Origin of the sequence: Streptomyces sp. NPDC051041, assembly GCF_044456065.1 — a bacterium.
Classification (GTDB): domain Bacteria; phylum Actinomycetota; class Actinomycetes; order Streptomycetales; family Streptomycetaceae; genus Streptomyces; species Streptomyces glaucus.
This window is the reverse complement of record NZ_JBITFM010000001.1, coordinates 608,211-625,786: the sequence shown is the minus strand read 5'-3', so window position 1 is coordinate 625,786 and position 17,576 is coordinate 608,211. Positions and strand designations below refer to the sequence as shown.

The window sequence follows — 17,576 nt, the reverse complement described above, 5'->3', positions numbered from 1 at the left end:
CGTCACGGCTCCGGGGCCCTTCGTCGCGCGCGGCCGGCTGCTACTTCGCCTCGGCCTTCTGCAGGTCCGCGAGTTCCTCGTCGGACTCGCGGCCCGGCGTCGGCAGGTCGAACTTCGTGATGGCGAAGCGGAAGACGACGTAGTACACCGCCGCGAAGCACAGCCCCACCAGGGCCAGGCCCCACGGGTTGGTCGCGATGCCCAGGTTGAGGAGGAAGTCGATTGCGCCGGCCGAGAAGCCGAAGCCGTCCTTCATGCCCAGCGCCCAGGTCAGCGCCATCGAGACACCGGTGAGCACCGCGTGGACGGCGTACAGCACCGGGGCGATGAACATGAAGGTGAACTCGATCGGCTCGGTGACACCCGTGACGAACGAGGTGAGCGCGAGGGAGAACATCATGCCGCCGACGACCTTGCGGCGCTCGGGCCGGGCGCAGTGCACGATCGCCAGGCAGGCGGCCGGCAGCGCGAACATCATGATCGGGAAGAAGCCGGTCATGAACTGGCCGGCGGTCGGGTCGCCCGCCAGGAACCGGGCGATGTCGCCGCTCTTGCCCTCGTACTCGCCGGCCTGCAGCCACGGGAAGGAGTTCAGCAGGTGGTGCATGCCGACCGGGATCAGCGCGCGGTTGGCGACACCGAAGATGCCGGCGCCCACGGCGCCCGAACCGACCAGCCACTCGCCGAGGTTGTGCAGGGCGGTGCCGAGCACCGGCCAGACGTAGCCGAAGACGATGCCGATGACCAGGCCCGCGAAGGCGGACAGGATCGGCACCAGGCGGCGGCCGCCGAAGAAGCCCGCCCAGTCGGGCAGCTTGGTGCGGTAGAAGCGCTGGTACAGCAGGGCGACGACGAGACCCATCACCACGCCGCCGAGCACCTTGGCGTCCACCGGCGCCTCGACCATGACGACCTTGCCGTCGACGACCGTGGCCACCTCGGGCAGGTTCTTGTCGGTGAACGTGGCGAGCACGTTCTTGAAGACGAGGTAGCCGACCACGGCGGCCAGCGCCGTCGAGCCGTCCGACTTCTTGGCGAAGCCGATCGCGATGCCCACGGCGAACAGCAGCGCCATGTTGTCCAGGATCGCGTTGCCGCCGGCCGCCATGAAGCCCGCGATCCTCGTGACGAAGGCGGGGAACGACTCGCGCCCCAGCATGTCGGTGTTGCCGAGGCGGACCAGGAGAGCGGCGGCGGGCAGCACCGCCACCGGCAGCATCAGGCTGCGGCCGATGCGCTGCAGAACAGCCATCGCACCGGCGCCCTTCTTGTCTCCGGCCGCGGGAGCGGCGCTGGCCGTGGTCACAACTTCCTCCTGGGAATACCCCCGGCCGCAGGCTGGGGGAGGGCATGGCGCCGCCCGGGCACAAAGGAGGGGGACGGCGGTGTCTCTGGTCTACACCACCTGGTGGTGTAGACCTGTTGTAGCACGCTGAGGGGCGGATGAGGAACCCGCGACGACCGGGACCGGCCCGCCGGATTCCGGCGGCCGCGGCCCTCCCTCCGGCCGGGGTCAGGCCTTGGTCACGTCCTCGGTCTCCCCCTCCGGTTCCCGCCCCGGGGTCCGCAGGTCGAACCGGAGGATCGCGAAGCGGAAGACCGCGTAGTAGACGGCCGCGAAACACAGGCCGATCGGGACGATCAGCCACGGCCTGGTCGCCAGGTTCCAGTTGATGACGTAGTCGATCAGGCCCGCCGAGAAGCTGAAGCCGTCGTGCACGCCGAGCCCCCACGTCACCGCCATCGACACCCCCGTCAGCAGCGCGTGCAGCGCGTACAGCGGCGGCGCGACGAAAAGGAAGGAGTACTCGATCGGTTCCGTGATGCCGGTGACGAACGAGGTGAGCGCCACCGACAGCATCAGCCCGCCGACCTCCTTGCGGCGCGCGGGCCGCGCGCAGTGCGTGATCGCGAGGGCGGCGGCCGGCAGCGCGAACATCATGATCGGGAAGAAGCCCGAGGTGAACTGGCCCGCCTCCGGGTCGCCCGCCAGGAACATGTTGACGTCGCCGTGCACCACCGTGCCGTCGGGCCTGGTGTAGCTGCCGAACTGGAACCACAGGGGCACGTTCAGGAACTGGTGCAGGCCCACCACCAGCAGCGCCCGGTTCGCGACGCCGAAGACGCCCGCGCCCCAGGCGCCCAGGCCGCTCATCCAGTCCCCGAAGCCCTCCAGCGCGTCCCCGACCGGCGGCCAGACCCACAGGCACAGCGCGGCGAAGACGATCGCCGCGAACGCCATGACGATCGGCACGAGCCGCCGGCCGTTGAAGAAGCCCAGCCAGTCCACCAGCCGCGTGCGGTGCAGGCGCTGCCAGAGGAAGGCCGCCAGCAGGCCCAGGACGATGCCGCCGAAGACCCCGGGGTTCTGGTAGGTGAAGGCGGACACCGTTCCGTCCGCCGCCCGGCAGCCGGTCGCGACCGCCCGCGCGCCGGCCGGGCAGTCCTCGGGGAACTGGCGCAGCACGCTGTGGTAGACGAGGAAGCCCGTCAGCGCCGCCAGCGCCGTCGAACCGTCCGCCTTCCTCGCCATGCCGATCGCGACGCCCACGCAGAACAGCAGCGGCAGCCCCAGCGCCCCGTCGAGCAGCGCGCCGCCCGCGCCCGCCGCCACCTTGGAGACGCCCGTCCACCCCAGCCCCTCGTCCCCGAACACGTCCGGCTGGCCGAGCCGGTTGAGGATGCCCGCGGCCGGCAGGACCGCGATGGGCAGCTGCAGACTGCGGCCCATCTTCTGCAGCCCCTGGAACAGGCTGCTCCAGCGGGCCCGGGCGGGGCTCACCGCAGGGTCGGCGCTCATCCGGGTCCCCTCTGCCGGCCGGCGGGTTTGGCGACCGTCCGCAGGGTGGTGTAGACCAGTCCGCGGACGGTGGTCGCCTTGTCGTGAACGTCATCATCCGGGGCGTACGGCATGACCGCTCGCAAAGTTGGGCCAACTGTGGGTTACTGCGACAAAGCGGTTCTGATCAGGGAGAAGGAACATGGCCAGCAAGGCTGAGAAGATCGTTGCCGGGCTCGGCGGCATCGACAACATCGAAGAGGTCGAGGGCTGCATCACCCGGCTGCGGACCGAGGTCGTGGACCCCGGCAAGGTCGACGAGGCCGCCCTGAAGGCCGCCGGCGCGCACGGCGTCGTGAAGATGGGCACCGCCGTCCAGGTCGTCATCGGCACGGACGCCGACCCGATCGCGGCGGAGATCGAAGACATGATGTGAACCCGGCCTTCCCGCCGGGCGGGGCCCCTTCCGGACACGGAAGGGGCCCCTTGCGCAGGTACGGCTAGGCTCACCCGCATGTCACGAATCGACGGCCGCACCCCCCAACAGCTCCGCCCCGTCACCATCGAACGCGGCTGGAGCAAGCACGCCGAGGGCTCCGTCCTCGTCTCCTTCGGCGACACCAAGGTCCTGTGCACCGCCTCCGTCACCGAGGGCGTCCCCCGCTGGCGCAAGGGCAGCGGCGAGGGCTGGGTCACCGCGGAGTACGCCATGCTGCCCCGCGCCACCAACACCCGCGGCGACCGCGAGTCCGTCAAGGGCCGGATCGGCGGCCGCACCCACGAGATCAGCCGCCTCATCGGCCGCTCCCTGCGGGCCGTCATCGACTACAAGGCGCTCGGCGAGAACACCATCGTCCTCGACTGCGACGTCCTCCAGGCCGACGGCGGCACCCGCACCGCGGCCATCACCGGCGCGTACGTCGCGCTCGCCGACGCGGTCGCCTGGGGCCAGGCCAGGAAGCTGATCCGGCCCGGCCGCAAGCCGCTCACCGGCACGGTCAGCGCGGTCTCCGTCGGCATCGTCGGCGGCGTCCCGCTGCTGGACCTGTGCTACGAGGAGGACGTGCGCGCCGAGACCGACATGAACGTCGTCTGCACCGGCGACGGCCGCTTCGTCGAGGTCCAGGGCACCGCCGAGGCCGAGCCGTTCGCCCGCGAGGAGCTGAACGCCCTGCTGGACCTCGCGGTCGCCGGGTGCGCCGAACTGGCGGCGGCGCAGCGCGCGGCGCTCGACACCGGTGTGGAAGAGTAAAGGACGCGCCGAGCCGGGTGGCCGGCGCGGGCAACCGCGACGCCGCCCGCCGCGTCCCTACAGGTACGGGCGCGCGGGCTCGCCCCCGTGCGCCCGGCCACCGGCCCGATCGAGGGAGGACCGTTTCCATGGCCGCGAGCCGCCGACGCCGCACCGCAGCCGTCGCCGCCACCCTGGCGGCCGTCGCGCTGACCGCCGGACTGACCGCCGGCTGCGACGCCGTCGACAAGGCGCTGGACTGCGTCCAGACCGCCGACGCCATCGCCGACAGCGTCACCGAACTCCAGCAGGCGGTGGAGAACGCCTCCAACGACCCGACACAGCTTCAGGAGTCCCTGAACTCCATCGAGAAGAACCTCGACAAGATCGGCGACCAGACCGACAACGCCGACGTCGACAAGGCGGTCGACGACCTCGGCAAGGCCGTCGGCAACGTCCGCACGGCGGTCGAGAACGGCGACGAGACCCCCGACATCGGCCCCGTCACGGACGCGGCGGGCGAACTGACGAAGGTCTGCACGCCGTAACCCCGCCAGGGCCGGGGCGGCGCGCTCACCGGTCCTCCCGGCGCCTTCCGGGACGCTCCCGCGGCGGGCCGCGACGGCCCCCGGGCATCCCGCCGCACCCGTCCCCGCGGACCGCGCCCCGGGCGCCGCGCCGGCCGGCGGATCCCGGGTGATCGGCGCCGGCTCACCGTACGTCCGCGCCCGGTGCGCGGTCTCCAGCCGCTCCCCGAACCCGGCCGTGCCGAGCCGGCCCTCCGCGAGGGCGTCCCGCGGGATCCCGGCGACCCGCTCGGGGGCGGCGTCGGACGCGCGGGGCTCGGGGCCTGTTCACTCCTGGACGGCGGCCGGTGAACTCCGGGCGCCCGGCACCACGCCCGCGCCGCCCGGGGACTGCCCGGCGTACATCCGGGCGATCACCGCCTCGATGTCCGGCTCCCGCACCGACAGGTCCACCAGCGGGTACGCCGCCGCGATCCGCGCCACCAGCGGCGCCGCCGACTGGGACGCCGGGAACGCCAGCCACTGCCGGGGCCCCGCCACCCGCACCACCCGGGCCGGCGCGGGCACCTCGACCGGCGGGAACTCCCGCTCCAGGTCCACCACCAGGACGCGTTCGCTCTCCCCGGCCTCGTGCAGCCCGGCCGGCGGGCCGTCGTACATCAGCCGCCCGTGGTCGATGACCATCACCCGCGAGCACAACTGCTCGATGTCCTGCAGGTCGTGCGTGGTCAGCAGCACCGTCGTGCCACGCTCGGCGTTCAGCTCCCGCAGGAATCCGCGCACCCTGGTCTTGGAGACCACGTCCAGGCCGATCGTCGGCTCGTCGAGGTACAGCACCTCCGGGTCGTGCAGCAGGGCCGCCGCGATGTCGCCGCGCATCCGCTGCCCCAGCGACAGCTGCCGCACCGGCACGTCCAGCAGGGCGTCCAGTTCCAGCAACTCCACGCACCGGTCGAGGTTCTCCCGGTACCGGGCGTCGGGGATGCGGTACATGCGGTGCGCCAGCCGGTAGGAGTCGATCAGCGGCAGGTCCCACCACAGCGTCGTCCGCTGCCCGAACACCACCCCGATGCGGTGCGCGAGCCGGACCCGGTCCCGGGACGGGTCGATCCCGGCCACCCGCAGCCGGCCGCCGCTGGGCGTCAGGATGCCCGTCAGCATCTTGATCGTCGTCGACTTGCCCGCGCCGTTCGGCCCGATGTAGCCGACCATCTCGCCGCGCGCCACGGTGAAGGAGATCCCGTCCACCGCCCGCACCCGCCGCCGCTCCCGCCGCAGGAACCCGGTCCTCTTCCGCACGTCGAAGACCTTCTCGACGCGGTCCAGCTCGATCAGCGCACCGTCCACCGCTAACTCCCCGTACTCCGATACGACCGCAGCCCCGCCCGCCAGGCCAGCCCGGCCGGCACCCAGCACACCGCCGCGACCAGCGGCGTGCCGAACGCCGCCCACCAGGGCAGCCCGAGCGGCAGGGGCCGCCCCAGCAGGAAACTCGCCGGCAGCCAGTTCACGAAGGACAGCGGCACCAGGAACGTCACCCCGCGCACCAGGTCCCGCCCGAACACGCTCGGCGGGTACTGCAGCAGCGTCGTCCCGCCGTAGGTGAACGCGTTCTGCACCTCCGCCGCGTCCTGCGCCACGAACTGGAAGGACGCGCCCGCCACGAACACCGCGCCGAAGATCGCCGCCCCGCCGGCCAGCATCACCGGCACCAGCAGCGCCTTCGGCCCGCTCCAGTCGACGTCGACCGCCGTCAGCGCCCAGCCCAGCACCAGCGAGCCCTGGGTGATCCGGCCCAGGCGGCGCAGCGCGAAGCGGTCCGCGGCGACCTGGGCGAGCACCGGGGCGGGCCGCACCAGCAGGGTGTCGAAGGAGCCGTCGCGGATCCGGACGCCCAGCGCGTCCATCGAGCCGATCACCAGGTCGGCGGTCCCGAACGCCGTCGCGGACAGCCCGTACAGCAGGGCCACCTCGGGCAGCGACCAGCCGCCGAGCGAGTCCACCTGCGAGAACATCAGCAGGATCGCGACGAAGTCCAGGCCGGTCACCAGCAGGTTCCCGAACACCGTGAGCGCGAACGAGGCGCGGTAGGCCAGGGTGGACCGGATCCACATCCCGGCGATCAGCCGGTAGGCCCGCACGCCCTCGCCCACCCGGCGGAGCACGCCCGGCCCGGACACCCCCGCGAGCCGCGGGAACCCGCCCGCACCGGACACCTCACCCACCCTGCACCACCACCCGCCGCGTCGCCGCCGCCTGCACCAGCCGGCCCGCCGCCAGCAGCACCACCGCCCAGCCCGCCTGGAAGGCGTACGCCGCCGACGGACCGGTCTCGCCCATCAGCACGTCCGCCGGCACCTGCAGCTGCGCCGCCCACGGCAGCGCCCGGACGACGTCGCCGAGCGCGCCCGGGAAGGCGTTCAGCGGCAGCGTCATGCCGGAGCAGAAGACCCCCGTGACCATCAGGGCCTGCGAGACGCCCGTGCCGTCCAGCAGCCAGAACACGCTCAGCGCCGCCAGATAGCGGATCGCGAAGCTGACCACCATCGCCAGCGCGAGCGCGAGCGCGAACGCCGCCCAGGTGAGGACGTCGGCGGGCAGCGCCGTCGGGAAGAACAGCGCCCCGAACGCGAACGGGACCACCCCGCGGCCCAGCAGCTGGAACAGCGCCCGCCCCAGATCGCTCGCCAGCCACCACAGCTGCAGGTCGGCCGGCCGGTACAGGTCGACCGCGATCTCCCCCGTGCGGATGCGGGCCATCAGCTCCTTCTCGACGCCGCCGCCCTGGACGGCGAGCGTCGCGAACAGGCACTGCCCGAGCCACACGTACGTCACCGCCTGCGCCTGGTCGTACCCCCCGAGGTGCGGCTTCTCCTCCCACAGCGCCAGGTAGGTGTACACCAGGATCAGCCCGAAGACGGTGTTGGTGAACACCCCGGCCGCCGTGGCCGCGCGGTAGGTCGCGTACCGTCGGAAGCCCCCCGCCGCGACGGTCGTGTACAACCGTCCCGAGCCCACACCCACAGCCCTCCTCGTCCGCCCGGCACCGAAGCGCAGAAGCCTAGTGGGCGGACGAGCGGCCGGCCCACGGATTTTTTCCCGGGTGTGCCGGTGACCGGGAACGGAACGGCCGGTGCGAGAGTCTTCATCTGGGGGCCGGATGGCGTACGAGGCCGTACGGAAACGAACGTACGACGCAACAACAGGAGTCCGTGCACGACATGAGCGACGAGCCGCAGCCGCAGCAGCCGAACGAGGGCTGGGCACCGGGAGAGCCACAGGCGGCTCAGGACGAGGGGGGCGCGAAGCCCGAGCGGCCGAAGCGGACCGGCTGGCGCCGGCTGGTCCCGACCTGGCGCATGATGTTGACCATCTGCGTCGTCGGCCTTCTGCTGCTGGCCGGCGGCCTCTTCCTCGGCTACTCGATGGTGAAGATCCCGCCCGCCAACGCGCTCGCCACCAAGCAGAGCAACGTCTTCCTGTACGCCGACGGGAGCCAGCTCGCCCGCGACGGCGAGGTCAACCGCGAGAGCGTCGGCCTGGCCCAGATCTCCAAGGACGCCCAGCACGCCGTGCTGGCCGCCGAGGACCGCGACTTCTACACCGAGTCCGCCGTCGACCCCAAGGCGATGGTCCGCGCCGCCTGGAACACCGCCACCGGCAAGGGCAAGCAGTCCGGCTCGACCATCACCCAGCAGTACGTGAAGAACTACTACCTGGGCCAGGAGCAGACCCTGACCCGCAAGCTGAAGGAGTTCTTCATCGCGATCAAGCTCGACCGGGAGAAGACCAAGGACGAGATCCTGGAGGGCTACCTCAACACCAGCTACTTCGGCCGCAACGCCTACGGCATCCAGGCCGCCGCCCAGGCCTACTACGGCGTGGACGCCGCCGACCTCGACGCGGCCCGCGGCGCCTACCTCGCCGCGCTGGTGAACGCGCCCAGCCAGTACGACGTCGTCGCCCACCCCGAGAACACGGGCGCCGCCAAGAGCCGCTGGAACTACGTCCTGGACGGCATGGTCGAGAAGGGCTGGCTCAGCGCCTCCGAGCGCGAGGGCATGGAGTTCCCCATGCCGAAGGAGACCACCGTCTCCACCGGCCTGTCCGGACAGCGCGGCTACATCGTCCAGATCGTCACGGACTACCTGGTCGAGAACAAGATCGTCGACCAGGAGTCCCTCGACGCGGGCGGCTACCGCATCACCACCACCCTGCAGAAGGACAAGCAGGACGCCTTCGTCAAGGCCGTCGACGACAACCTGATGTCCAAGCTCGACAAGGACCGCGAGGTCGATACCTACGTCCGCGCGGGCGGCGCCTCCGTCGACCCGGAGACCGGCAAGGTCGTCGCGATGTACAACGGCATCGACTACGTCAAGCAGTACACCCCCAACGCCACCCGCCGCGACTTCCAGGTCGGCTCCACCTTCAAGCCGTTCGTGTTCACCGCGGCCGTCGAGAACGGCTCCCGCACCCAGGACGGCCGCCCGATCACCCCGAACACCGTCTACGACGGCACCAACAAGCGGCCCGTCCAGGGCTGGAGCGGCGGCTACTACGCCCCCGAGAACGAGGACCAGCACTCCTACGGCGGCATCACCGTCCGCGAGGCCACCGACAAGTCCGTGAACGCCGTCTACGCGCAGATGGCCGTCGACGTCGGCTCCGACAAGGTCAAGCAGACCGCGGTCGACCTCGGCCTGCCCGCCGACACCCCCAACATGTACCCGAGCCCGTCCATCGCGCTGGGCACGGCGACCGCCAGCGTCCTCGACATGGCCGAGGCGTACGCCACCCTCGCCAACCACGGCGAACACGGCACCTACACCCTCGTCGAGAAGATCACCAAGGACGGCAGGCAGGAGATCCCCCTGCCCGACCGGAAGGAACGCCAGGCCGTCAGCCGCCAGGCCGCCGACACCACCACCTCCGTCCTGCGCAGCGTCGTCCAGAACGGCACCGCCACCGCCGCCCAGGCCGCCGGCCGCCCCGCCGCGGGCAAGACCGGCACCGCGGAGGAGGACCGGGCGGCCTGGTTCGCGGGCTACACCCCCGACCTGGCCACCGTCGTCGCCGTCATGGGCCAGGACCCCGTCACCGCCGAGCACAAGTCGCTGTACGGCGCGATGGGCCTGGCCCGCGTCAACGGCGGCGGCGCCCCCGCCGAGATCTGGGCCCAGTTCACCAGGGACGCGCTGGAGGGCGAGCCGGTCACCGACTTCGACCTGCAGATCCAGGCGGGCGCCGACCAGCCGCAGGCCCCCGCCGCCGAACCGTCCGGCACCCCGGGCACGGAGGACCCGGCCGAGGACGGCGCCGCGACGGGCGGGGACACCGGCGCCGCCACCGGCGGTGAGACCCCGGACCGGACCCCGGACCAGAGCGGCGGCGACACCCCCGGCACGGCCGACGGCGGCACCACCGGCGACACGGCGACCGGCGGCACCCCGCCCGAGGGCGGCGCCGCCGACACCGGCGGCACGGCCGACGGCGGCACCACCGGCGACACGGCGACCGGCGGCACCCCGCCCGAGGGCGGCGCCACCGGCACCGGCGGCACGACCGGCACGACCGCCGGCACCGGCGCGCAGAACGCCTCCCGCCGGCAGTGACCCGGTGACGCCTCAGTGACCGCTGGTCGCCTTCAGCCCCACCACGGCGACCAGCAGCAGACAGATGAAGAAGATCCGGGCGGCGGTCACCGGCTCCCCCAGCACCACCATGCCGAGGACCGCCGCCCCGGCCGCCCCGATGCCCACCCACACGCCGTACGCCGTGCCGATGGGCAGGGTCCGGGCGGCGTACGACAGCAGCAGCATGCTGGTGACGATGCCGGCTCCGGTGAGCACGCTGGGCAGGGGGCGGGTGAAACCGTCCGTGTACTTCATGCCGACCGACCAGCCGACCTCCAGCAGGCCGGCGACGACGAGCAGCACCCAGGCCACGACAAGCACCTCCGAGACGTCGAACCACTGACAGCGAATGCGTCGTCTTTGCCTGCATCCCGGTACGGCGCGTCTCGTCGGGCTCCTTCGAACCTAGCAGAGAAACGAAAGAAGGGGCCGGTGACCACGGTCACCGGCCCCTTGAGCCGTCGATTACCAGGTGCAGAGCTACGGACCGTCGACCGGCCCACGGAAGCCGGACCGGACACCGGTCCACGGACACGGACCGGCCGCCGGCCCGCGGAGGCGAACCGGCGGCGGGGCCGACGGGTACGGTCCGGCGGCCGGCCTACAGGTACAGGCCGGTGGAGTCCTCCGCCCCCTCGAACCGGTCCGCGGCCACGGCGTGCAGGTCACGCTCGCGCATGAGCACGTAGGCGATGCCCCGCACCTCGACCTCGGCCCGGTCCTCCGGGTCGAACAGGACCCGGTCGCCCGGCTCGACGGTCCGTACGTTCTGTCCCACCGCGACCACCTCGGCCCAGGCCAGCCGACGGCCGACCGCCGCCGTGGCGGGAATCAGGATGCCGCCCCCGGAACGCCGCTCGCCCTCGTTGGTGTCCTGCCGCACGAGTACCCGGTCGTGCAGCATCCGGATGGGCAGCTTGTCGTGATGGGGACTGTGCTCGTTTCTGTTGGCGCTCACGCCTTCGAACCTACCTGCCTTCGACGCATCCGTACGCGGGTGGGTGGGCCCTTGTGCTCAGCCCTTGCGCCGCCGGGTGCCCAGGGCGAGCAGCCCCACGATCCCGACCACGACCAGCGCGACCGGCACGACCCGCTCCAGCCGGGGCGCGCCCTTCTCGTCGACGAGCTGTGCCTTCACATCGCTCACCACGCGGTTGACCTGGACGTAGGCCCGTCCCAGCGTGTGATCGACGTGGGACACGGCCTTGGCCTTCGCGTCGCCCACGATCGTTCTGGGATGCACCCGCACCCCGATCTCGTCGAGCGTCTCGGCCAGCACCTCGCGGCGGCGCCTGATGTCCGCCTCGATCTGCGCCGGGGTTCTGGTGTCCGACGTGTCCGCCACCGTACGGCCTCCGAAGTTGGCTGATGCTGTTCCGGACAGTCTGGCAGCTCCGCGCCGGTCCGCACGGCCAGGACCCCCCGGTTAGGCTCGGACCGGCACGCCTTTCCCGCCAGCACGCACGTACGAGGAGTCAAGGACCGATGGCCGAGCGCCTTACGCCCGGGGACGTGGCCCCCGCCTTCACCCTGCCCGACGCCGACGGCACCGAGGTGTCCCTGGCCGACCACAGGGGCCGCAAGGTCATCGTCTACTTCTACCCGGCGGCCCTGACCCCCGGCTGCACCAAGCAGGCCTGCGACTTCACCGACAACCTGGAGCTGCTGGCCGGCGCCGGCTACGACGTGATCGGCGTCTCCCCGGACAAGCCGGAGAAGCTCGCGAAGTTCCGCGACCAGGAGTCCCTGCGGGTCACCCTCCTCGCCGACCCCGACAAGAAGGTGCTGGAGGCCTACGGCGCATACGGCGAGAAGAAGCTGTACGGCAAGACGGTCGTCGGCGTCATCCGCTCCACGGTGATCGTCGACGAGGAGGGCAAGGTGGAGCGGGCCCTGTACAACGTCAAGGCCACCGGCCACGTCGCCAAGATCATCAAGGATCTGGGCCTCTGAGGACGCCGCCCGGCCAGTAACATGGCCGGGCGACGACAAGCGGCCGTGGTGGAATTGGCAGTCACGCTGGGTTTAGGTCCCAGTGGGGTAACTCCCGTGAGGGTTCGAGTCCCTCCGGCCGCACCGAACGCCCGGCTCGTCAGCCGATCAGCTCCCGCACCACCGGCACCAGCGCCCGGAACGCCTTCCCCCGGTGGCTGATCGCGTTCTTCTCCTCGGGGGTCAGTTCCGCGCAGGTGCGGCTCTCGCCCTCCGGCTGGAGGACCGGGTCGTAGCCGAAGCCGCCGGTGCCGGCCGGTTCCCGGCGCAGGACTCCGCGCAGCCGGCCCTCCACCACCCGCTCCGTGCCGTCGGGCAGGGCCAGGGCCGCCGCGCACGCGAAGTGGGCTCCCCGGTGTTCGTCGGCGATGTCCGCGAGCTGGGCGAGGAGGAGGTCCAGGTTGGCCTTGTCGTCGCCGTGGCGGCCGGCCCAGCGGGCGGAGAAGATGCCGGGGGCGCCGTTCATGACGTCGACGCACAGGCCCGAGTCGTCGGCGACGGCCGGCAGACCCGTGGCCCTGGCCAGGGCGTGGGCCTTCAGGAGCGCGTTCTCGGCGAAGGTGACGCCGGTCTCCTTCACGTCGGGGACGTCGGGGTAGGCGTCCGCCCCGACGAGTTCGTGCGGCAGGCCGGCCTCGGTGAGGATGGCCCTCAGCTCGGTGATCTTTCCGGCGTTGCGGGTGGCGAGGATCAAGCGGGTCATGGGGTCCAGTATTCCGGGACCCCATGACCGCGCGACCTCGCGGCCCCGGGCCGCTCCGGCCCCGCCCCGGCTACAGCTCGGCCGGTGCCGAGCCCTTCAGGTCGGCCAGGTCGAACACCTCGGCCATCCGCGCGTAGCCCTTGTCGCTGGGGTGGAGGTGGTCGCCGGAGTCGTAGTCGGCGCGCAGCCTGCGCGGGTCGTACGGGTCGCGCAGGGCCCGGTCGAAGTCGACGACGGCGTCGAAGACGCGGCCGGCGCGGATCTCGGCGTTGATCCGCTGCCGTACGGTCTCGCGCTGCGGGGTGTAGCCGCGGTGGCCGCCGAAGGGCATGAGGGTGGCGCCGACGACCTTGAGACCGCGGGCGTGGGCCTGGTCGGTCATGGCGCGCAGGCCGTCGAGGATCCGGTCGGGGTCGGCGAGCTGCGGGTTGCGCAGGATGTCGTTGACGCCGAGGACGATGACGACGGCCCTGACGTTGGGGCGGCCGAGGACGTCGCGGCCGAACCGGTGCAGCCCGCTGGGGTTGTCGGCGGGGCGGCCGAGGCCGTCGGTGAGGATCCGGTTGCCGCTGATGCCCTGGTTGACGACGCTGTAGCGGGGCACGTCCCGGCCGGTCGCGACGGCGGTGCGCAGCCGGTCGGCGAGGACGTCGGGCCAGCGGCGGTTGGCGTTCTCGGTGGAGGTGATGCCGTCGGTGAGGGAGTCGCCGATGACGACGACGGTGCCGTCGGACTCGTTGCTCAGGACGTCGAGCGCGGTGAGGTAGCGCCAGTAGGGGGTCCGCTCGGTGTAGGCGGCGGCGGTGACGTCCTCGGTGTGGTCGCCCTCGGCGAGGTAGGAGGTCTGCCGGGCGTGGGGGTGGTAGGTGACGGGGCCGGAGGGGGTGGGGGAGTAGGTGGTGACCAGGACGTCGCTGTCGTGCGGGACGGTGAGGCGGACGGCGTCGCTCGTCACCTGCCCGCCGGACGGGATGACGACGGTGGGGTCGCCGCCGAAGGTCAGCCGCCGCATGGTGCCGTCGGCCGCGGCGGCGGTGCCGGTGCCGGCGGCGAGCGCGAGGGAGGCGTGGGTGACGGTCAGCGGGGACTGGCCGTAGAGATTGGAGAGCGTGATGCGGGCACTCGTACCTCCGACGCTCGTGTGCACGACGTTGCGTACGGAGCGGCCGGCCATACCGGCGGTCTCGGTGCCGGGTTCGGCCGCGGCCGGGGAGGTGGTCCAGGTGCCGACCCAGGTGCCGGTGGAGGCGGGGGCGGCGGAGTTGTGCGGGGCTCTCCCCCTGACGGGGGTGTCGCCGGCGGTGCCGTCGCCGGTGGCGACGGAGACGTAGATGGCGGTGGAAAGAGCCACGATCGCGGCGATGATCGCGGCGAGCAGGGCACGGTGCTGGGTGGGGACCACCGGCTTCCGCCGCTCGGCGGCGAGCCCCACACGCCCGTCACGACCCCGGGTCATGCTGTGTTGTTCTCCTCGGGAGATGGGAGCCCGAGGCTCCGATCCGATGAGCCCATGATGCGTCATGGGCAGGGGGGAAGTTGACAGGACCCCCGCGCGTTCCCCCGTCCGGACAGACGCGGGGAACTCCTGTTCCGTTCCGGGAGCAGGCCGGGAAGGGACAATGTGTGCGGGATCACCGAGCGGGTGGAGCGGATGGAACGGACGAAAGCGGGAGAGACCGGTGCCGTCGGGCCGGGGGGACGCCCTGTCCGCCCCGGCGCCGCCGTGAACCGTGCGATGACGACCTTCAGTCCGGCGGACGAGGAGAAGCGGCGCGGGGTGCGCCGGATGAAGCTGACCGCGACCGGTCTGCTGCTGTTCGTGGCGCTGGTGTACGTCCTGGCCGAGTGGGCGCAGAACTCCGGAGCGGGCGCCTGGGCGGGCTATGTCGCCGCGGCGGCCGAGGCGGGCATGGTCGGCGCGCTCGCGGACTGGTTCGCGGTCACCGCGCTCTTCCGGCACCCGCTCGGCCTGCCCATCCCGCACACGGCGATCATCCCGACCAAGAAGGACCAGCTCGGTGTCTCCCTGGGCGAGTTCGTGGGGGAGAACTTCCTGTCCGAGGACGTCGTGCGGCAGCGGCTGCGGGTGGTCGGCATCGGCGGCCGGCTGGGCGCGTGGCTGGCGGTGCCGGACCACGCCGACCGGGTCACGGCGGAGCTGTCGACGGCGCTCAGGGGCGCGCTGACGGTGCTGCGCGACTCGGACGTGCAGGCGGTGGTGGGGGAGGCGATCACGCGGCGGGCGAGCGTGCAGGAGGTCGCGCCGGGCCTCGGCAAGATGCTGGAGAAGGTCGTCGCCGACGGCGCCCACCGGCGCCTGGTCGACCTGGTCGTCTCCCGCGCGCACGACTGGCTGGTGCTGCACGTCGACGACGTGATGGACGCCGTGCAGGGCGGGGCGCCCGGCTGGACGCCGAAGTTCGTGGACCGGAAGGTGGGCGAGCGGGTCTACAAGGAGTTGCTGCGCTTCACGGCCGAGATGCGGGACATGCCCTCCCATCCGGCGCGCGGCGCCCTGGACCGGTTCCTCACCGACTTCGCCGCCGATCTGCAGTCCGACACCGACACCCGGGCGCGGGTGGAGCGGCTGAAGACCGAGGTGCTGGGCCGGGGCGAGGTGCAGGACCTGATCGCCTCGGCGTGGACCGCCGTACGGTCCATGATCGTCTCGGCGGCGGAGGACGAGCGCAGCGAGCTGCGGCTGCGGGTGCGGGCGTCGCTGCTGTCGCTGGGGGCGCGGATGGCGGGCGACGCGAAGGTGCAGGGCAAGGTCGACACCTGGGTGGAGGGCGCCGCGGTGTACGTGGTGACCACCTACCGCAAGGAGATCACCTCGCTGATCACCGACACGGTGGCGGGCTGGGACGCCGAGCACACCACGCGGAAGATCGAGGCGCACATCGGCCGTGACCTGCAGTTCATCCGGATCAACGGCACGGTGGTGGGGTCGCTGGCGGGGCTGCTGATCTACACGGTGTCGCGGGTGCTGGGGGCGTAGGGGCGGTTGCCTCGGGCGAGTGAACCGGCCGGGGCGGGGCACACGGTCTGGCGGTCCGCTCGATGAGGAGGGAGCCCATGACCATCGCAGAGGCCGGGACCGGCCGCACCATCACCTCCGACATTCCAGCCCGCCTGGACCGCCTCCCGTGGTCGCGCTGGCACTGGTCGATCGTCATCGGCCTGGGCACCGTGTGGATCCTCGACGGCCTCGAAGTCACGGTCGTGGGCAACATCGCCGGCCGTCTGTCGGAGCCCGGCAGCGGTCTGCCGATCACCTCCGGCGAGGTCACCGGCCTGGCCGCCGCCCTGTACGTGGCCGGGGCCTGTTCGGGCGCCCTGTTCTGGGGGCGCCTGACCGACAAATGGGGGCGCAAGAAGCTCTTCATGATCACGCTCGCCGTCTACCTCGGTGCGACGGCCCTGACCGCGATCTCGTTCGACACCTGGTGGTTCTTCCTGTTCCGGTTCCTCACGGGCTTCGGCATCGGCGGTGAGTACGCGGCCATCAACTCCGCGATCGACGAGCTGATCCCGGCGCAGTACCGGGGCCGTGTCGACCTGATGATCAACGGCAGCTTCTGGCTGGGCGCGGTCGGCGGCTCGCTGCTGTCGATCGTCGCGCTGAACACCGAGATCCTGCCGATGAACGTGGGCTGGCGGCTGACGTTCGCGCTCGGCGCGGTCCTCGCCCTGGTGATCCTGCTGGTGCGGCGGCACGTCCCGGAGAGCCCGCGCTGGCTGCTGATCCACGGCCGGCACGACGAGGCGGAGCGGATCGTGTCCGGCATCGAGCGGGAGATCGAGGCGGAGCGCGGCGAGCGGCTGCCGCGGGCGCAGGGCAGCCTCACCATCCACCAGCGCCCGAGCGTCACCTTCGGGGAGATCGCCCGCACCGTCTTCTCGAAGTACCGCCGGCGCGCGACCCTGGGCTTCGCCCTCTTCATCGGGCAGGCGTTCCTGTACAACGCCATCACCTTCGGCTTCGGCGCGATCCTGACGACGTTCTACGACGTCCCGACCGGCAGCACCGGCTACTACTTCGCCGTCATCGCGCTCGGCAACTTCTTCGGCCCGCTGCTGCTGGGCAAGCTGTTCGACACGGTGGGCCGCCGGGTGATGATCTCCTCGACGTACCTGCTCTCCGGCCTGCTGCTGTTCGGCACGGCCTGGCTGTTCGACCGGGGCTCGCTGAGCGCGGGCACGCTGACGGCCTGCTGGTGCGCGGTGCTGTTCTTCGCCTCGGCGGGCGCGAGCAGCGCCTACCTGACCGTCTCCGAGATCTTCCCGATGGAGACGCGGGCGATGTCCATCGCCTTCTTCTACGCCCTGGGCACCGCCGCGGGCGGCATCAGCGGCCCGCTGGTCTTCGCCGGCCTGACCGAGTCCGGCGTGGTCGGCGAGACGGTCCTCGCCTTCCAGATCGGCGCCGCCCTGATGTGCGCGGCCGGCCTGGTGGCGGCGGCCCTCGCGGTCCGGGCGGAGCGCCGCTCCCTGGAGGACATCGCCAAGCCGCTGACGGCGGCGGCGTCGGCGGTGACGGAGGGGACCGGCCGACGGTCCCGGACGGCCACGCCGTAGGCACCGGACGGGGGGGGGGGGGGCGGCCCCCGCCCCCCCCCCCGCGCCGGCCCCCCCCCCCCCCCCCCCCGCGGGGGGGCCCCCCCCCCCCCCCCCCCCCCCCCCCCCCCCCCCCCCCCCCCCCCCCCGC

The 17,576-nt window shown here is 72.3% G+C and carries 17 protein-coding genes, 1 tRNA gene, 1 pseudogene and 1 riboswitch; of the genes and pseudogenes, 8 read left to right on the top strand and 11 right to left on the bottom strand.

Going from position 1 to position 17,576, the window contains the following annotated elements; genetic code table 11:
- Positions 1–40: 40 nt before the first annotated feature.
- Entirely contained in the window at positions 41–1,306 is a 1,266-nt protein-coding gene (locus ACIBAI_RS02720) for a PTS transporter subunit EIIC (protein ID WP_399030609.1), read from the bottom strand.
- Between the two features lie 207 nt (positions 1,307–1,513).
- The gene (locus ACIBAI_RS02715; RefSeq protein ID WP_399030608.1) at positions 1,514–2,800 is read right to left on the bottom strand and encodes a PTS transporter subunit EIIC; all 1,287 of its coding nucleotides are present in this window, start codon (positions 2,798–2,800) and stop codon (positions 1,514–1,516) included.
- A 181-nt stretch (positions 2,801–2,981) separates the two neighbouring features.
- Here ACIBAI_RS02715 and ACIBAI_RS02710 point away from each other — a divergent pair, with 181 nt between their 5' ends.
- The 3 genes from ACIBAI_RS02710 (at position 2,982) to ACIBAI_RS02700 (ending at position 4,558) form a co-directional block, all read left to right on the top strand.
- Positions 2,982–3,215, top strand: coding sequence for a glucose PTS transporter subunit EIIB (locus ACIBAI_RS02710; RefSeq protein ID WP_399030607.1), 234 nt, complete (start codon positions 2,982–2,984; stop codon positions 3,213–3,215).
- Between the two features lie 78 nt (positions 3,216–3,293).
- Positions 3,294–4,031, top strand: a complete 738-nt coding sequence (gene rph / locus ACIBAI_RS02705; RefSeq protein WP_399030606.1) for a ribonuclease PH — start codon at positions 3,294–3,296, stop codon at positions 4,029–4,031.
- A gap of 128 nt (positions 4,032–4,159) precedes the next feature.
- Positions 4,160–4,558: a hypothetical protein gene (locus ACIBAI_RS02700; protein ID WP_399030605.1), complete on the top strand. Its 399-nt coding sequence runs from the start codon at positions 4,160–4,162 to the stop codon at positions 4,556–4,558.
- Positions 4,559–4,711: 153 nt separating this feature from the next.
- Here ACIBAI_RS02700 and ACIBAI_RS02695 read toward each other — a convergent pair.
- From ACIBAI_RS02695 to ACIBAI_RS02680, 4 genes and pseudogenes are all read right to left on the bottom strand, one after another.
- Positions 4,712–4,837, bottom strand: a pseudogene (locus ACIBAI_RS02695) (DUF1707 domain-containing protein); the annotation flags it as partial.
- 27 nt (positions 4,838–4,864) lie between these two features.
- Positions 4,865–5,884, bottom strand: a complete 1,020-nt coding sequence (locus ACIBAI_RS02690; RefSeq protein WP_399030604.1) for an ATP-binding cassette domain-containing protein — start codon at positions 5,882–5,884, stop codon at positions 4,865–4,867.
- A 2-nt stretch (positions 5,885–5,886) separates the two neighbouring features.
- Positions 5,887–6,651 carry an ABC transporter permease gene (locus tag ACIBAI_RS02685; RefSeq protein ID WP_399030726.1) on the bottom strand — a complete coding sequence of 255 codons (765 nt, stop codon included), beginning with the start codon at positions 6,649–6,651 and terminating at the stop codon, positions 5,887–5,889.
- Positions 6,652–6,754: 103 nt separating this feature from the next.
- On the bottom strand, positions 6,755–7,555 hold the full coding sequence (locus tag ACIBAI_RS02680; protein WP_399030603.1) for an ABC transporter permease: 801 nt from the start codon (positions 7,553–7,555) through the stop codon (positions 6,755–6,757).
- Positions 7,556–7,758: 203 nt separating this feature from the next.
- On the opposite strand from ACIBAI_RS02680, the gene ACIBAI_RS02675 reads away from it, so the two are divergent.
- Positions 7,759–10,152 (top strand): transglycosylase domain-containing protein, encoded by a 2,394-nt coding sequence (locus ACIBAI_RS02675; RefSeq protein WP_399030602.1) that lies wholly within the window; start codon positions 7,759–7,761, stop codon positions 10,150–10,152.
- Between the two features lie 12 nt (positions 10,153–10,164).
- Here the strand turns inward: ACIBAI_RS02675 and ACIBAI_RS02670 are convergent, their stop codons facing one another.
- The 3 genes from ACIBAI_RS02670 to ACIBAI_RS02660 all read right to left on the bottom strand — a co-directional run bounded on the left by ACIBAI_RS02670 (position 10,165) and on the right by ACIBAI_RS02660 (position 11,518).
- Complete coding sequence (locus ACIBAI_RS02670) at positions 10,165–10,485, bottom strand: multidrug efflux SMR transporter (protein WP_344599287.1); 321 nt, start codon at positions 10,483–10,485, stop codon at positions 10,165–10,167.
- Between the two features lie 36 nt (positions 10,486–10,521).
- A riboswitch (guanidine-III (ykkC-III) riboswitch) is annotated at positions 10,522–10,591 on the bottom strand.
- A gap of 183 nt (positions 10,592–10,774) precedes the next feature.
- Positions 10,775–11,131, bottom strand: coding sequence for a co-chaperone GroES (locus tag ACIBAI_RS02665; protein ID WP_344599288.1), 357 nt, complete (start codon positions 11,129–11,131; stop codon positions 10,775–10,777).
- 57 nt (positions 11,132–11,188) lie between these two features.
- Positions 11,189–11,518, bottom strand: coding sequence for a DUF3618 domain-containing protein (locus ACIBAI_RS02660; RefSeq protein WP_399030601.1), 330 nt, complete (start codon positions 11,516–11,518; stop codon positions 11,189–11,191).
- 140 nt (positions 11,519–11,658) lie between these two features.
- Between ACIBAI_RS02660 and bcp the strand changes: the two genes are divergently transcribed.
- Both bcp and ACIBAI_RS02650 read left to right on the top strand, forming a co-directional pair.
- Positions 11,659–12,126, top strand: coding sequence for a thioredoxin-dependent thiol peroxidase (gene bcp / locus ACIBAI_RS02655; RefSeq protein WP_399030600.1), 468 nt, complete (start codon positions 11,659–11,661; stop codon positions 12,124–12,126).
- A gap of 39 nt (positions 12,127–12,165) precedes the next feature.
- Positions 12,166–12,249: transfer RNA gene (locus ACIBAI_RS02650), tRNA-Leu, on the top strand.
- Between the two features lie 16 nt (positions 12,250–12,265).
- Here the strand turns inward: ACIBAI_RS02650 and rdgB are convergent.
- Positions 12,266–12,868 (bottom strand): RdgB/HAM1 family non-canonical purine NTP pyrophosphatase, encoded by a 603-nt coding sequence (gene rdgB, locus ACIBAI_RS02645; protein WP_399030599.1) that lies wholly within the window; start codon positions 12,866–12,868, stop codon positions 12,266–12,268.
- Positions 12,869–12,938: 70 nt separating this feature from the next.
- A complete protein-coding gene (locus ACIBAI_RS02640) occupies positions 12,939–14,324 on the bottom strand; it encodes an SGNH/GDSL hydrolase family protein (protein WP_399030597.1) in 1,386 nt (461 codons plus the stop codon).
- 195 nt (positions 14,325–14,519) lie between these two features.
- Between ACIBAI_RS02640 and ACIBAI_RS02635 the strand changes: the two genes are divergently transcribed.
- Positions 14,520–15,866, top strand: coding sequence for a DUF445 domain-containing protein (locus ACIBAI_RS02635; protein ID WP_399030596.1), 1,347 nt, complete (start codon positions 14,520–14,522; stop codon positions 15,864–15,866).
- Positions 15,867–15,943: 77 nt separating this feature from the next.
- Positions 15,944–17,446 carry an MFS transporter gene (locus ACIBAI_RS02630; RefSeq protein ID WP_399030595.1) on the top strand — a complete coding sequence of 501 codons (1,503 nt, stop codon included), beginning with the start codon at positions 15,944–15,946 and terminating at the stop codon, positions 17,444–17,446.
- Positions 17,447–17,576: the final 130 nt, after the last annotated feature.